Genomic DNA, 14,854 nt, shown 5'->3' on the forward strand with positions numbered 1-14,854 from the left:
TCCTAACCAAGGTATTTAGTATAGTCAACACCTTTAATGATTCCTATAATTTCTTCTTTTGTTTTAGCACTTGCTATTTTTTCAATGTTTTCAGGGTCTTCGAAAACAGCAATAATTTGTGGAATAGCAACAGCTGTATGTGTTTCGCCATCTTTTGCTGCTAGGCCCATTAAGATCTTAACTTCTCTTTCGTCGCCATCAAATTTAATTGGTTTTTTGAGTGTAATTAATGAGAAGCCGTTCCCAAAAACAGCATCTTGAGTTGCTGAAGCATGTGGCATTGCAAGACCTTCAACAATAATGAAGTAAGGTCCATTTTTCTTAACTGATTCTAGTATGTAATCATAATACTTAGAATTAATAACTTTTGCTTTTTCTAATGGTAAGCAAGCTTGCTTAATAGCATCTTTTCAATCTTTTACTTCCACTTGAGTAACAATTGAGTTATTAACAATTAAGTTATCTAACAAGTTTAATTTATCAGCCATTATTACATCTTACTTTTTGCATCACTTAATGCAGTTTTAATTTCGTTAACATCCATGATGTTTTTTAAACCATATGCTTTTGCTTTGCTTTTTGATACTTCTGAAACAAAGTTTGCTGTACATAAAACAACATCAAAGTTGTTTACAACTGTTTTGCCTTGACCTAGACCTAAGGCTTCAACTGTTCCAGGAATTGAAAGTTCTTTCATTGCTTGTTGAACTTTCATTTTGATAATCATACTTGTGCCCATACCTGAGCCACATACACATAATACTTTCATGATATCTCCTAAATATATTTTGTATATAAAATATATCTTAAATAGTAATAAAAGCAGAAAAATCTGCCTTTATTTTTATTGCTTACTATGCCATTTCAGCTTGTGGTTCACTCATTTGGCTAGCAGCTTCATCTGCTTTCTTTTGATCTTCTAGAGTTTCAACTTTAACTTTTAGTAATTTTTGGAATACTGTAGGTTTGTGTTGTCTGTGTGAGTCAAAGAATTGAGCAGCAACAAGCATACCAACAAAATAAAGTGGGAATACAATATAAGCTGCAATTGGGTGTCATCCACCAAGAATTGTTACAAAACTGAATATAAATGTTCAATCGAATAGACCATTAAATCCTGTTAAGAATGGCGTTCTACCTGATTCAACAACTTTTCTTAATTGATCAAGGCTTACAAATGCACCTTTTGATCCTGTAACTAGTTGTTCAGGCGCTAAGTAAGATGAAAGGAATGGAATAAATCCAGCAGTTTTAGACAATAATTGAGTTGTTGTTTTAACTGAATTCTTTTCTATTTTGAAGAATGCTTCCATATCTTTAATTGCTCTTAATTTAGCAAATACATCATTACCTTCTAGGGCAGTAACATATGAGTTTATGTCAGCCATTGCAACTGTGTGTCTACCATCTTTAAGATTTCCAGCTGTTACAATAGCTTTAAGTTCAGTAATGAAGTTTGTAAATTTACCCGGTTCATTAATAGCTTTTTCAAGATATGTATATTCAAGTGAAGCTTGAGTACCTGAAACATAACCTTTAACAACGCTTAAAGCAATTGCAACAACAATAATTTCTAAGAAACCAAAGATAAATGGAACTGCAATAGTTGCTTTGTAACCACCTGATGCATTTGCAAATACACCAATAGAACCTGAGTTAAAGAATAATGTAATGAACAATGGAACTACCATAACAAGTTTGAAACTTGAACTTGGTATTTGTGCTAGTCCAATAATTAATCCTGTAGCTAAGAATTGACCTAATGTACCGAATAGAAAACCATAGGTAACTGCATTTTGACTAAATCCATATGTTGCAGCAACGTCAACAGCAACAACAGCACCAGGAACAAGTTTTTCACTAATACCTTGGAATGCTTGTTGTAGTTCTGAAACAAACATACGAATACCTGCTTGCAATGTAAGAATTGCAGCAATTAATTGTAATGAGCCTAAAACAAGGTTAATTGGTCAATAAACTGCACCACCACCAGGTTTTCAACTTCCGTATGTTCCAGTTACAAATCCTTTAGTATCTGCGAATCTAACTTCTTTTCCAGCAGGTGCAAATTGAATAATTAATACTAAGATAACAAAGATTAATAAAATCAATGCACTTTGTGTAAAGATGTTGTCTTCTAAAATTTTAACTTTGTTTGAAAGTTTTTTAGTTTCTGCTGAATCTTCTTTTTTACCAAATCATTTACCAATTTGATAAGCAATTGCAATACCAAACATTTGTTGGTGTCCAACACAGAAACCAGCTTTTTGTGTAACTGCATCTGAACCTTTAATTGTAGATGTTGAAGCAACACCTCAATATGTTCCAAGTAAAACACCTGAGAAGAAGATTGTACCAATTTGACCACCTACATTAATTGAGCCCTCAACAGTTCTAAATTGTGAACCTGAGAACATTAATACAAGAATAATTGGAACTACAACAGCTGCTTGTTGGAACATAACGTGTCCAGTAATCATAAGTGAATGAACATTTGTTCATTTTCTTAGTGCAACTAAAATAATGTTTACTGATAAACCAATTAGTAATGCATATGCTAATCATGATGCAAAACCTTGGCCAACAGAGTTAAGGTAATTTTCTACTGAAACTTGACCTAAATATGTATCAAGTGGAGTAAGACCATTACCAAATTTAGAGAATGCCGCGAATATTGGTTTAGCTAAACCAACAATCATACCTGAACCGATTTGCATCATTAAAACACCAATCATGGCCTTAAGCATGCCTATAAATGAGTCTGAGAAGCCTCTACCTAATATTAAATAACCTACAAGAACAATTGTTCCAATTAGAATTGCATTAACTCCAAGAAAGTTATTTAATAATAAGTCTTTTGCAAAGAATAATGTACCAGCTTTAAAATCTCATTTTTTGATACCTAAAGATAGTATATAAACTCCTGCAAATAGTGCAACTACAACTAGTGCACCAACTAAAGCTTTTCAGTTAAAAGATCTTTTTGTCTTGTTTTCTGACATAAGAGAATCCTTTCCCTAAAAAGAGAATGTTTTTAAAAATTGTAAATATTTTAAATAAATTAATGAAATGTTATAAGTTTGAGTTTATTGTAAAAAATTAATCAAGTTTAAATTCTTTTTTAAGAGCTTTTAATTCTTTTGATACTTTTGATGCATCGTATTTACGTGGTTCATCAAAAGCAAGAATTTCACGTGGGTTATTAATCAAGATGTCATCGATAGCTTCTTGAGAAACACCAACTTTTTTAAGTAAAGGAATGAATCTGTCAAATAAGTATGCAAATCCAAATGTTTCCTTACCTTTTGTTAAACCATAATTACGTTGGTATAGAATTCTACCAGCGTCAAGGCTTAATGTAATGTGTTTTTGAAGACCTTGGTCTACCAAGTATTTAATATTTTCAGCTAGAGTTGTATCGGTGTAGTATTTAACACGGTCTGGTCCATCAAAACATAGTGTAACACCTGTTTCTCTAATAACTTGTTCATAGTAGTAACGGTCTGGGTTTTTATTTAAGTGTGAGATTTGAATCTTACGTGGGTTTGCACCAAAGTCAATTAAGTGTTGTGCAACTTCTAATGCCATTGTACCTAATTGAGTGTGAACTAAAATAGGGCAACCTGTTGTAATTGATGTTCTTGCAGCTACTTCAAGTGCTTTTAATTCAAGACGGTCGATTGCAGCATATCCTGTACCAGCTTTAATGATTCCGGCTTTAGCTTTGCTACGTTTAACTACTGGTCCATTGTAGTTATAAACGTCCATACCTTCTTCAATTTCAGCAACACACATTTTAACAATGTCATTTGTTGGAACATTAGCTAATCATGAGCAATATTTATCATAAAATTTAGCTTTGTGGAAACCTGTTGACATAACAATGTTTGCTTTACCTTTGAAAGCTTCAGCTATTTCTAGCATTCTGAATACATCACGTCCAACGTTAGGTGGATCCATTGTAACCATAGTTTTTCCACCACGGTCAACGTATTCTTGAAGTTCTTTTTTAGCGGCATCAACATTGATCATTAAAAAGTCAATGTGTTCTTCCATTTCTGGGCCACCATTTTTGATAAGGTGGTCATGACAGTCGGTTATACCGATTGAACTTGCAGGCACATCACCTAGCACTGTTCTAACAAATTTTTCTTTCTTCATTAAATCTCCTTATTGAAGTCAATAGAACCTTGTAAATTAGTTATTGTTTTTTTATGGTTCTACTTAAATTTTATGTTTAATATTAATAACTTGAAATATAAATTTTTACTCATTTTTGGAAGTTTTTTCCAAAAAAAATTATAAACTCACTAAAATATTTTTTTGCTTTTTACCTTATATATAATAAATATATGTAAAAAATACTTATTTAAATTGAAAGTTTTTTTCAAATTTTTTTTAACATTTTTTGTTGGGGATTTGCCTTTTTAAACTTTTGCACAAAATATGGAAAAATTTCCTTATGTCTTGTACTAAATTGTTTTTATTTTCTTGCTAAATAAATAAAGAAAAAAGCACTTTTAATGGTGCTTTTGTACCTTTATTTCTTAATTCTCTTAAGCGTTGGAAACAATAATACATCACGAATTGAATCAGTTTCAGTAAGCAACATAACTAAACGATCAATACCAATTCCACAACCTCCTGTTGGTGGCATACCGTATTCAAGTGCATCAACAAAGTCATAGTCAATATCACTTGCCTCGTCATTACCTTTGCTCTTTTCTTCAAGTTGTGCTTCAAAACGTTCTAACTGGTCAATTGGGTCGCTTAACTCTGTATACATATTTGCATACTCTTTTGTATTAATAAATAACTCAGCACGTTCAGTAAATCTAGGATCCTCACTTTTTGCACTAAGCGGTGAAATTTCAATTGGGTGTCCATATAGAAATGTTGGTTGAATCAATGATGGTTCAACTAGTTCTTCATATAATGCATTAATAATATGACCGATTGTATAAAACTTCTCAAGTTTAATTTTATGAACCTTTGCTACTTCGATAGCTTCTTCAAGTGTGATCTTTCTAAAATCTTTTCCTGTTTCTTTACTTACAGCATCAATCATGTTTACGCGTTTAAATGGTTTAGATAAATCAACTTCAACACCATTGGTTATAAACTTACTCTTGCCAATTTTCTTGCAAAGTTCTTTAATCAAGGTTTCTGTCCGGTTCATCATACCTTCAACATTTGAATACGCTTCATAAAACTCAATTGTGGTAAACTCTGGATTATGAGTTGTGTCATAACCTTCATTTCTAAAAATTCTACCCATTTCATAAACTCTTTCAAATCCGCCAACTACTAATTTCTTAAGAGGAATTTCAGTAGCAATTCTTAAAACAAAGTCTTGATTTAGTGAGTTATGGTGAGTTGTAAAAGGCTTAGCAGCTGCACCTGAAAGATAATCATGCAAGAATGGTGTTTCAGCTTCAAGATAATCAAGTTTATTAAAGTAATCTCTAATTCATTGAACTATCTTAGTTCTCATAATGAATGTTTCTCTTGACTTTGCATTAGTGATTAAATCCAAATATCTATGACGATATCTTTCTTCTGTATCAACAAGACCATGAAATTTATCAGGAAGAGGTTTAAGAGCTTTGGTTAAAAGTTGAATATCTTGTGCTTTAACTGTTAACTCACCTGTGTGAGTTTTCATTAAGAGACCTCTAACTCATATAATGTCACCCAAGTCAAATGTCTCAACTATTTTAGTTAATTCTTCATTTTCTTTTTTATTGAAGTAAACTTGAATAACTCCTTTTCGGTCTTTTAAAACTAAGAAAGGCCCCCTTGTGGTAATCAATCTACCACTAATATTTTTCTTAATTTTTTTGTCTTCTAATTTTTCTTTTGAAAATTCAGCATACTTTTTACTTAATTCATCACTTGTGCTTAATTTACCTAGGTTATAGGCTTTTTTAAATGGTTCAACATCAAATTTTTTATAAAAATCTAATTTGTCACGACGAACTTGTTCTTGTTCAGTATATTTAGCCATATTTTTCTCCTTATTCATATTAATTTTAAATTATATAAAATAATGAATAAATAATGTTTAAATTGAATTGTTCAAATATTCAATTACAAATATTATTTATTTGAAATCTAACAAATTTAAAATATATAATTTTAATAATTAATTTTGAAACTTTGAACATTTGTTTCTTGATTAAGTTCAATGAACTAATAAGTAAAGTTGTGTTTCAATTATTTAAAGGAGTTTATTATGAATAACAATAAATTAAGCGAAAAAGAAGAACAAATAAAGAAATTAGCTTTTGAGCATATGAATAAATCGTTTCAAAGAATGAAAAAGAACTTAAATCCAATAGATCTTGAAGATCTTATAAAACAGGCTGAAACAATTGTTATAAAAGCATATGAATTAACAAAAAAAGATCCCCAAAAACATGCAAATGAATATCGCGATAGACTTTTCAAGGTTTCTAAACTTTTAGTGTTAACACTAAGTCATTATAAAGATATGGTTTACAAGGGAATTTGTCGTCATTTGATAGAAAATGAAAAAGGTGAAAGCGAAATTAATGATATGCCACTCTCTTCATATTTTGATGCAGCAGAAAATATTAGTCAAATTGAAGGTTCTGTTGAAAATTTAAAAAAATAATTACAAATGGTTTTTAGGCAACTAAATTATTATTTTTCAAGAAATGTATATAAAATATGCCTAAAATTCCATATAAAATAAAAAAATCAACTTTTTTGATTTCAAAAAATGCCACAAAAATTTTTTTGTGGTATTATTAATATGCAAGAAATAAAAATTGCAAACAATTAATGCGTGGTCGCGTAGCTCAGTAGGATAGAGCACGAGCCTTCTAAGCCCGTGGTCAGAGGTTCGAATCCTCTCGTGATCGCCATTTTTTTATTTTGCTTTTTTGTTATAATAATAAAAAGTCCTTGTAGCTCAACCGGATAGAGCACAAGCCTCCTAAGCTTGGGGTAGGTGGTTCAATTCCACTCAGGGACGCCATTTTTTTATCACTTTTTAAAATTTTTGAATAATGAATCGCAATAAATAAAGCGTCTTATAGTTTAAATTTGGATCTTTCTTGTCAAGCGTTCTATTTTGTGTTATATAAGTTGGTTAAATTACACAATGCAAAAAATAGTATAACTTAGTACAAAATTTCAAACGCTTAACGAAATTAAAAGTGTTTGTTTTTTTAATTAAGAAATAAGTTTATAATGCACTTGGTAAGGTTTGGTTACAAATATAAAAGAGTATAATTAAGATATATGAAATAAGGAGAAATAATATATGAATAGAAAACTTCTAAAATTAGGTTTTGTTGCTTCTTTTTTATCAATAGGTACAATTGCAATAAGTGCAAGTTGTCAAAAGGAAGATAAAGATCAACCACAAGCTGATACCCTTGAACAAAAGAAAGCAAAAGTGGAAGAAAAAATAAAAGAACTTGAAGCTAAACTTAGAGAAAAAAATGATACTCAATTAACCAGCAGTATAAACCCGTTGATTAAAACAATGAGAGAAAATCTTACAAAAGCTAAAACTGAGGAAGATATTAATGAAATTGTTAAGCAAACTGATAATCTATTAGAAACAGTTAAAAATCATCAAAGTGCTGGCGGTTCAACAACACCATCTCAACCATCAAATCCTGCCCAACCTAGCCAACCTGTAACACCTACTCCAAATCCAGGAACTGGAACAACTAGTGAAGCAAATAAGTACCAAAGTTCATTTAGTATTGTAGATAAAGATAAAATCAAGCAATTAGTAAGCGATATCAAAGAAAATACTTTTGGATATTCATTTACTGCAAAAAAGATTCTTTTATTTAATGGAAAAACTGATTGAAAAAATGCGTATGGAACTGCTTTTGAAATCAATGGTGATTTATTAACAAAACTTAATAATAATTTCCAAATTGCAAACCCTGATAGACCAACATATACAAAAAATGGGGAAGAAAAACCCTCAAGTTACTTAAAAGCTGAATACTCAAATAATATATTAACATTATCATTCAGATTAGTTGAATATAAAAGGAAAAAAGTGGATACTAATAAGGATACCACAGTTTACATTGTTAAATTCTCATTAGTTTAATTGTTGATTATTCGAAATAACAGACATGCTGTAAGTCTGTTATTTTAATTTGTAAAACAACCTCTAAATGTGCAAATATTTGATTCAAGTATTGGAATTAGAATAATTATCCATGAATTTAAATTAGCTTTAGCAAACATAAAAGTCTATTAAAACATAGTTTTACTTACTAACCATCATTTTGATTGCTGAAATATCTCAGTAACAAAAAAACTAGCTACAATAATGATGTGAACCCCAAAACTTGTACAAAAAAATTATAAAATATTTGATTATTTTTATCAAGCGGAATCCGCTTGATAATGGTTTTATTTTATTTTGTCCACCCTGTTTTTATCTTTTATTTTGTCCATTTTTAGGTTTCAATTATTATTTTAAAAAGGAGAATTTAAATTATGGAAAATCTTGTAATTAAAACCAGATTTCAAGCAGTTGATACAGGTAAAACAACTGATTATGAAGATAAAAAAATTTTAGATTTAAAAAAATTCAACAATATTGAAATAGACCAAATGCCGAAATATCAAAAATATTAGGAAAATTGGGTTGTAGAACATCAACAAAAACAATTAAAAGATATAGAAATCAAATATTGATTGCATCTACAAATAACCAAGATGCAATCAGTATATCACATGGTAATAAAAATAAACTTAGGGGTGTGAAAGTAAGTGATTCAGTTATTATTGATTTAACTAATAGATATTATGAATTAGTGGAACATATTGAGAAAATATCAAAAGGTGATCTTAGTGTAGCCTTGTTGCATTTTTACAATAATGAGACTTACTAATGATGAAAAAAATTGTTGCCTTTCACTACCTTTTATAAAAGAATGCTTAGACTTGGTTATTGCAGTTCATATGCAACGAGAAAAGTAAAAAATGAGCTTAAGAGAAGAAGAATGTTTTTAGAAAACGGTCAAGATATTTCTAAAATCGAGGCACAGTTTATTAAAATTTATGAAAAAATTCTAAATAAAAATCCATTAAAAGGTGTTTACCAAAATAAAAGTTCTGACTATGATTTTGGGCAAATTATTGAAATTGATGCAACACCACTTCATCTTTTTGGAGAAAGTAAGAAGTACCATATTTATAATGCTTGTTGATGCGGCAACAAAAAGTTTGTTAGCAATCTGAATTGACATTGAGGAAACAACAATTGGATATCAAAATCTTCTAACACAATTATTTAAAAGGTATGGCATTCCACAAGTAATAATAACGGATAGAAGAAGAACTTTTGAGGTTCAGATAGTACAAGAACAAGTATGGAAGAAGCACTAAATGCAAGAGGAATTGAACTTATAACAAGCGACAATCCAAAGGCAAAACCAAATGTTGAAAGATCATTTTGAACATTGCAAAGATGAATAGGAACATTCTTTCATACAAACGGAATCAACTGTTTTGAAGACTTTTTGGGAAAAATTGAACTTTTAATTGATGAATACAACAAACAATTTAAAAGGCCGAAGCAGTAAGTAAAAAATCAAATGTTTTTAGAAAGCCAAATACTGAAATTTTTGAAGAAGAGATGAATCTTGTAATTAAAAGAAAAATAGTTAATCATACTGTGAGATATGACAACAAATATCTTGCTCCATTTGATAATAATGGCGCTAGGGTTTCTATGTTTGAAAGTGGAGAGGCAAAGTCTATGGTAACTCCTGAAAATAAATTATTCTTTGTTGAGGGGAAAAGAAAATATGAAGCCAGAGTACCGAAAGGAAACGAATTGAGCGCAATCGATGTATATGCAATATCAAAAAATCTTGATCCACAACATCAAGGTGTAAGAGCTACAATTAAAACCATTCTTCATAATAGAACATGAACATCCAGTACATTTGAAAAACTTGAAAATATATTTAAGAATTCTGCAAACCCAAACAATAAAGACATTGAATTTATTAAAAAACTATTAAGTGAAAATCTTGAAAAGTTAAATGATATTACAAAAGAAATGAAGGAATTTATTGACGCTAATTACAAATCATTTAAGTAAGTTTTTCTTGTTTCTTCTTTTTTAAAAGAAGAAAGCCTGTCTGGCAAGACAAAAAGAAGTTTTGCTTCTTAAGACCGACAGGTCTTAATAAGAGCCAACGGCTCAATACTTATTAAATAAGTTATTTTTATTTCAATCAACAATTTATTTGTTGATTGAAGAATATTTAAAAAGAAATTAACAAATGATGTCAATCCCCAAAAGTTATGAAAAAACTTTAGGATTGAAGACAAAATGAATTAATTAAAAGCAACTTCTTAATGATGTTGTATGTTTTAATATGCAAAATTTTAAAAAATGTAATTTAACATTTAAAAAATGCGGTAAACCTTAATGTTGTACACACAAAAACAAAAAATAACACATTTTTTGCTGTTTTGGTTAAAAAATAGCCAAACTTTTATGTGTTTTGGCTATAATTTTTACAACCTTAAAAATTGGACAAAATAGAAGAAAATTATCAATTTTTATCAAGCGGAATCCGCTTGATTTTATTTATTTCGCATTTTTGATCAAAAATGCGAAAAAGAATCATTAATATTATTTTCTTGGGTTGGCTTCTAGCCAACCAATTATTTTTTATTTAGTTTTTAAAATTAATTTTATTAATTATTTTTGTGGAAATGCGTTTTTCCAATTTATATAAAATTAATTTCTCAATTTGTTACATTGTTTGTGTTGCGAATTTATTTAAAAGATATGATTTAATCATAATTAATTTTCTTGACAATCTAGTTCATTTCTTTATATTGATCCATATTACATCTCTTCCAATATTCAGCGGGTGACATTTTTAATCTCAGAATTATTCTTTCATTATTGTAATAATCTATGTACTCATTAATTTTTTGTTCTAACTCATCAATCGATTTATATTCTTTTCCATAATATATTTCATTCTTTAATTGTGCAAAGAATGTTTCCATAATTGAATTGTCAAGACAATTGCCTTTTCGAGACATACTTTGGATAATACCTCTATCTTTTAGTTTTTCTGATATTGTGGCATTTGATATGGTCATCCTTGATCTGAATGAAATATCAATCCTTCAAGGTTATCGAATTTTGCTAACGCCTCGTCCAACATATCTTCAACCATTTTGAAATTTGGACTTTTTGATAATTTTCTAACAATAATATAACCTGTATGCATATCGCGAATTGGTGAGAGATATGTTTTTTGTCTTTCACTTTAAATTCGGTAACATCTGTTGTTCATTTTTGATTTGGCTTTGAAGTTTTAAAATTTTGACCTAATTTGCCTGTTTTATAGCCTTTTTCTTCTTTCTCTTCTAATAAATGATTAGGTATTTTCTTATTAAGTTCACCCTTAAATGATTTGTATTTTTCTCTTGGTTGAATTCCTTTTAATCCAAGTTCATTCATAATTCTTTTAACCTTTTTATGGTTAATTTTTAACCTTTTTGTAGTTCAATAGTGATTCTTCTATACCCATATCTTCCTTTGTGTTTTTCGTAGATAGATATTATTTCTTGTTTAATTTCACTATCAACTTCTGTTTTATTTACTCTTTTCAGATAGTAATAATATGTTGAACTAGAAGTTCAAAAATAAGAAATCAACTCACTTAATTTATAAATATGCCTTAGCTGATTTACGATTTCAAATCTGTATTTATTGATTTCTTTTTTGCTTTCACCTTTTCAGCTAAGGCTATCGATTTTTTTAAAATATCATTTTCCATTCAAAGAATTCTAATTTGTTCTTCATAGATTTTGCATCTTTGTTCTGAATCAATATTCTTGTATTTTTCATTATTAGTTAATAATTCTCTTCTAAGTATTTTTTTAATTCTTGACTTTTTCATAAGTCCATTATATCCTAATTCTTGGTATTTCATTACCCAAGATCTAATTGCACAATAACTAATTTTTTCTTGTATTGATATATCTTGTATTGTTTCACCATTAAGAACTCTCAAAACTATGAGATGCTTAAATTCAGGTGATTTATGAGTGGAATTTTTTCTTGGTTCGAAACTTGTTTTACCAAACGCATTGTATTTTTCGATAACATTAGTAACTGTACTTTCTGATAACCCAAACTTCAATGATATTTGACTTTTTATCATTCCTTTTTTATAAAAATTAACAATTTTTTTCTTAATACTTTTATCTAATTTCATATAAAAACCCCTAAAGTTCTTTTGTACAACTTTAGGGGTTCACTTCATAAGCTAGTTTTTAAAATTTGAGAAAAGTCTAATTAAATATAGAACACAATATATATAGTCATATGCTAATTTAAAACCAAAGAAAAGCGACATTCTAATCATTTCTTTTTTAGTTTCTTCTGTATTTATAAAATCACTATATACCTTGTTAAATTTATTAATAAGTAGTCAATCAATACCCATATATATAACCATAAGCAATACACCAAGACCTGAAATTAATGAGACTAATCAGTCTGAAAATACAAATCAGCTCACAATACTTAAGGTAATAATTGCAACAAATAGAACAATAAGTGGAACTCAAAGCATACTTAAATTAATCTTATTTGTTGCTGCTAATGTGCCCATGATTAACATAAAACCAGCTGGCAAGAATAAAACCAAATATAGTTTTCATCAATCAAGCGTATATTTTGCATAGTAAAGAGGAACAGAAAGAGCAAAGAGTCCAAAACCCATCATAATTATAGTAACTATTGGTATTGAAATTCCAAGGTGCATTTTAGGACCTAAAAACATATAAATAAACAAAAGTGCAATTGTTAGCACACCGCCTAATATTCAAGAATAGTAATGGTTTACAAAGTAATTAACAACAGTTACCATATTATATGTTGCTGCAAAAGCTGTTGTAAAACTTATGACCATACAAAATGTAAATCAAAGTAATGTATAACCTAAGAATGTATTCTTTCTAACTAATGTGTTGTCTACTATATTTAGATCATTATTATTTAATTGTTCATAATTTTTCATAGTAATCAAATTATAGCCTAATTTTTTTGCTTTATCATCAATGAACTTATTTGTAATGGTTTTATTTTATTTTGTCCACCCTGTTTTTATCTTTTATTTTGTCCATTTTTAGGTTTCAATTATTATTTTAAAAAGGAGAATTTAAATTATGGAAAATCTTGTAATTAAAACCAGATTTCAAGCAGTTGATACAGGTAAAACAACTGATTATGAAGATAAAAAAATTTTAGATTTAAAAAAATTCAACAATATTGAAATAGACCAAATGCCGAAATATCAAAAATATTAGGAAAATTGGGTTGTAGAACATCAACAAAAACAATTAAAAGATATAGAAATCAAATATTGATTGCATCTACAAATAACCAAGATGCAATCAGTATATCACATGGTAATAAAAATAAACTTAGGGGTGTGAAAGTAAGTGATTCAGTTATTATTGATTTAACTAATAGATATTATGAATTAGTGGAACATATTGAGAAAATATCAAAAGGTGATCTTAGTGTAGCCTTGTTGCATTTTTACAATAATGAGAACTACTAATGATGAAAAAAATTGTTGCCTTTCACTACCTTTTATAAAAGAATGCTTAGACTTGGTTATTGCAGTTCATATGCAACGAGAAAAGTAAAAAAATGAGATTAAGAGAAGAAGAATGTTTTTAGAAAACGGTCAAGATATTTCTAAAATCGAGGCACAGTTTATTAAAATTTATGAAAAAATTCTAAATAAAAATCCATTAAAAGGTGTTTACCAAAATAAAAGTTCTGACTATGATTTTGGGCAAATTATTGAAATTGATGCAACACCACTTCATCTTTTTGGAGAAAGTAAGAAGTACCATATTTATAATCTTGTTGATGCGGCAACAAAAAGTTTGTTAGCAATCTGAATTGACATTGAGGAAACAACAATTGGATATCAAAATCTTCTAACACAATTATTTAAAAGGTATGGCATTCCACAAGTAATAATAACGGATAGAAGAAGAACTTTTGAGGTTCAGATAGTACAAGAACAGTTATGGAAGAAGCACTAAATGCAAGAGGAATTGAACTTATAACAAGCGGCAATCCAAAGGCAAAACCAAATGTTGAAAGATCATTTTGAACATTGCAAAGATGAATAGGAACATTCTTTCATACAAACGGAATCAACTGTTTTGAAGACTTTTTGGGAAAAATTGAACTTTTAATTGATGAATACAACAAACAATTTAAAAAGGCCGAAGCAGTAAGTAAAAAATCAAATGTTTTTAGAAAGCCAAATACTGAAATTTTTGAAGAAGAGATGAATCTTGTAATTAAAAGAAAAATAGTTAATCATACTGTGAGATATGACAACAAATATCTTGCTCCATTTGATAATAATGGCGCTAGGGTTTCTATGTTTGAAAGTGGAGAGGCAAAGCATGGTAACTCCTGAAAATAAATTATTCTTTGTTGAGGGAAAAGAAAATATGAAGCCAGAGTACCGAAAGGAAACGAATTGAGTGCAATCGATGTATATGCAATATCAAAAAATCTTGATCCACAACATCAAGGTGTAAGAGCTACAATTAAAACCATGCTTCATAATAGAACATGAACATCCAGTACATTTGAAAAACTTGAAAATATATTTAAGAATTCTGCAAACCCAAACAATAAAGACATTGAATTTATTAAAAAACTATTAAGTGAAAATCTTGAAAAGTTAAATGATATTACAAAAGAAATGAAGGAATTTATTGACGCTAATTACAAATCATTTAAGTAAGTTTTCTTGTTTCTTCTTTTTTAAAA

General features: G+C 28.9%; 24 protein-coding genes and 2 tRNA genes. 15 read left to right on the forward strand and 11 right to left on the reverse strand.

Annotation, left to right across the window (positions count from 1 at the left end; genetic code table 4):
* Positions 1-2: 2 nt before the first annotated feature.
* The 5 genes from NPA07_RS05305 to lysS all read right to left on the reverse strand — a co-directional run bounded on the left by NPA07_RS05305 (position 3) and on the right by lysS (position 6,007).
* Positions 3-488 (reverse strand): PTS sugar transporter subunit IIA, encoded by a 486-nt coding sequence (locus NPA07_RS05305; RefSeq protein ID WP_126118249.1) that lies wholly within the window; start codon positions 486-488, stop codon positions 3-5.
* Positions 489-490: 2 nt separating this feature from the next.
* On the reverse strand, positions 491-769 hold the full coding sequence (locus NPA07_RS05310; RefSeq protein WP_126118248.1) for a PTS sugar transporter subunit IIB: 279 nt from the start codon (positions 767-769) through the stop codon (positions 491-493).
* Positions 770-854: 85 nt separating this feature from the next.
* Positions 855-3,002: a PTS ascorbate transporter subunit IIC gene (locus NPA07_RS05315; RefSeq protein WP_126118247.1), complete on the reverse strand. Its 2,148-nt coding sequence runs from the start codon at positions 3,000-3,002 to the stop codon at positions 855-857.
* Positions 3,003-3,099: 97 nt separating this feature from the next.
* Complete coding sequence (locus NPA07_RS05320; RefSeq protein ID WP_126118246.1) at positions 3,100-4,161, reverse strand: phospho-furanose lactonase; 1,062 nt, start codon at positions 4,159-4,161, stop codon at positions 3,100-3,102.
* Positions 4,162-4,540: 379 nt separating this feature from the next.
* Positions 4,541-6,007: a lysine--tRNA ligase gene (gene lysS, locus NPA07_RS05325; protein ID WP_126118245.1), complete on the reverse strand. Its 1,467-nt coding sequence runs from the start codon at positions 6,005-6,007 to the stop codon at positions 4,541-4,543.
* A gap of 228 nt (positions 6,008-6,235) precedes the next feature.
* Between lysS and NPA07_RS05330 the strand changes: the two genes are divergently transcribed.
* From NPA07_RS05330 to NPA07_RS05370, 9 genes are all read left to right on the forward strand, one after another.
* The gene (locus NPA07_RS05330) at positions 6,236-6,637 is read left to right on the forward strand and encodes a hypothetical protein (RefSeq protein ID WP_126118244.1); all 402 of its coding nucleotides are present in this window, start codon (positions 6,236-6,238) and stop codon (positions 6,635-6,637) included.
* Positions 6,638-6,813: 176 nt separating this feature from the next.
* Positions 6,814-6,890, forward strand: a tRNA-Arg gene (locus NPA07_RS05335).
* Between the two features lie 36 nt (positions 6,891-6,926).
* Positions 6,927-7,003: transfer RNA gene (locus NPA07_RS05340), tRNA-Arg, on the forward strand.
* Positions 7,004-7,291: 288 nt separating this feature from the next.
* Positions 7,292-8,104, forward strand: coding sequence for a coiled-coil domain-containing protein (locus NPA07_RS05345; protein ID WP_126118243.1), 813 nt, complete (start codon positions 7,292-7,294; stop codon positions 8,102-8,104).
* A gap of 395 nt (positions 8,105-8,499) precedes the next feature.
* Positions 8,500-8,640, forward strand: a complete 141-nt coding sequence (locus NPA07_RS05350; protein ID WP_256553090.1) for a hypothetical protein — start codon at positions 8,500-8,502, stop codon at positions 8,638-8,640.
* Between the two features lie 5 nt (positions 8,641-8,645).
* Positions 8,646-8,897, forward strand: coding sequence for a hypothetical protein (locus tag NPA07_RS05355; protein ID WP_256553103.1), 252 nt, complete (start codon positions 8,646-8,648; stop codon positions 8,895-8,897).
* A 42-nt stretch (positions 8,898-8,939) separates the two neighbouring features.
* Positions 8,940-9,302 carry a hypothetical protein gene (locus NPA07_RS05360; RefSeq protein WP_256553194.1) on the forward strand — a complete coding sequence of 121 codons (363 nt, stop codon included), beginning with the start codon at positions 8,940-8,942 and terminating at the stop codon, positions 9,300-9,302.
* A 75-nt stretch (positions 9,303-9,377) separates the two neighbouring features.
* Positions 9,378-9,590, forward strand: coding sequence for a hypothetical protein (locus NPA07_RS05365; protein ID WP_256553195.1), 213 nt, complete (start codon positions 9,378-9,380; stop codon positions 9,588-9,590).
* Between the two features lie 53 nt (positions 9,591-9,643).
* On the forward strand, positions 9,644-10,114 hold the full coding sequence (locus tag NPA07_RS05370; protein ID WP_256553196.1) for a hypothetical protein: 471 nt from the start codon (positions 9,644-9,646) through the stop codon (positions 10,112-10,114).
* A gap of 731 nt (positions 10,115-10,845) precedes the next feature.
* On the opposite strand, the gene NPA07_RS05375 is transcribed toward NPA07_RS05370, so the two are convergent.
* From NPA07_RS05375 to NPA07_RS05395, 6 genes are read right to left on the reverse strand one after another with little or no spacing between them, the layout of a single operon-like run.
* Positions 10,846-11,136 (reverse strand): IS3 family transposase, encoded by a 291-nt coding sequence (locus NPA07_RS05375; RefSeq protein WP_256553197.1) that lies wholly within the window; start codon positions 11,134-11,136, stop codon positions 10,846-10,848.
* Positions 11,100-11,252 carry a hypothetical protein gene (locus tag NPA07_RS05730; protein WP_408634435.1) on the reverse strand — a complete coding sequence of 51 codons (153 nt, stop codon included), beginning with the start codon at positions 11,250-11,252 and terminating at the stop codon, positions 11,100-11,102. The genes NPA07_RS05375 and NPA07_RS05730 overlap by 37 nt, the downstream gene beginning before the upstream one ends.
* Complete coding sequence (locus NPA07_RS05380) at positions 11,183-11,500, reverse strand: hypothetical protein (RefSeq protein WP_256553182.1); 318 nt, start codon at positions 11,498-11,500, stop codon at positions 11,183-11,185. Before NPA07_RS05380 ends, NPA07_RS05730 begins: the two co-directional genes overlap by 70 nt.
* 29 nt (positions 11,501-11,529) lie before the next feature.
* Complete coding sequence (locus NPA07_RS05385; RefSeq protein WP_256553183.1) at positions 11,530-11,697, reverse strand: IS3 family transposase; 168 nt, start codon at positions 11,695-11,697, stop codon at positions 11,530-11,532.
* Between the two features lie 32 nt (positions 11,698-11,729).
* Positions 11,730-12,260, reverse strand: a complete 531-nt coding sequence (locus NPA07_RS05390) for a helix-turn-helix domain-containing protein (RefSeq protein WP_126118075.1) — start codon at positions 12,258-12,260, stop codon at positions 11,730-11,732.
* A 51-nt stretch (positions 12,261-12,311) separates the two neighbouring features.
* Positions 12,312-13,067, reverse strand: coding sequence for an MAG0110 family membrane protein (locus NPA07_RS05395; protein WP_126118239.1), 756 nt, complete (start codon positions 13,065-13,067; stop codon positions 12,312-12,314).
* Between the two features lie 148 nt (positions 13,068-13,215).
* Here NPA07_RS05395 and NPA07_RS05400 point away from each other — a divergent pair, with 148 nt between their 5' ends.
* The 6 genes from NPA07_RS05400 to NPA07_RS05425 all read left to right on the forward strand — a co-directional run bounded on the left by NPA07_RS05400 (position 13,216) and on the right by NPA07_RS05425 (position 14,828).
* Positions 13,216-13,356: a hypothetical protein gene (locus tag NPA07_RS05400; protein ID WP_256553090.1), complete on the forward strand. Its 141-nt coding sequence runs from the start codon at positions 13,216-13,218 to the stop codon at positions 13,354-13,356.
* A gap of 5 nt (positions 13,357-13,361) precedes the next feature.
* The gene (locus tag NPA07_RS05405) at positions 13,362-13,613 is read left to right on the forward strand and encodes a hypothetical protein (RefSeq protein WP_256553198.1); all 252 of its coding nucleotides are present in this window, start codon (positions 13,362-13,364) and stop codon (positions 13,611-13,613) included.
* Positions 13,614-13,725: 112 nt separating this feature from the next.
* Positions 13,726-14,109, forward strand: coding sequence for a DDE-type integrase/transposase/recombinase (locus NPA07_RS05410; protein ID WP_256553200.1), 384 nt, complete (start codon positions 13,726-13,728; stop codon positions 14,107-14,109).
* Positions 14,094-14,501: a hypothetical protein gene (locus NPA07_RS05415; RefSeq protein WP_256553201.1), complete on the forward strand. Its 408-nt coding sequence runs from the start codon at positions 14,094-14,096 to the stop codon at positions 14,499-14,501. Before NPA07_RS05410 ends, NPA07_RS05415 begins: the two co-directional genes overlap by 16 nt.
* Complete coding sequence (locus NPA07_RS05420; protein WP_256553071.1) at positions 14,482-14,619, forward strand: hypothetical protein; 138 nt, start codon at positions 14,482-14,484, stop codon at positions 14,617-14,619. The genes NPA07_RS05415 and NPA07_RS05420 overlap by 20 nt, the downstream gene beginning before the upstream one ends.
* Positions 14,559-14,828: a hypothetical protein gene (locus tag NPA07_RS05425; RefSeq protein ID WP_256553166.1), complete on the forward strand. Its 270-nt coding sequence runs from the start codon at positions 14,559-14,561 to the stop codon at positions 14,826-14,828. The genes NPA07_RS05420 and NPA07_RS05425 overlap by 61 nt, the downstream gene beginning before the upstream one ends.
* Positions 14,829-14,854: the final 26 nt, after the last annotated feature.

Source organism: Mycoplasmopsis caviae, assembly GCF_024498215.1.
GTDB classification, from domain to species: domain Bacteria; phylum Bacillota_I; class Bacilli_A; order Mycoplasmatales; family Metamycoplasmataceae; genus Mycoplasmopsis; species Mycoplasmopsis caviae.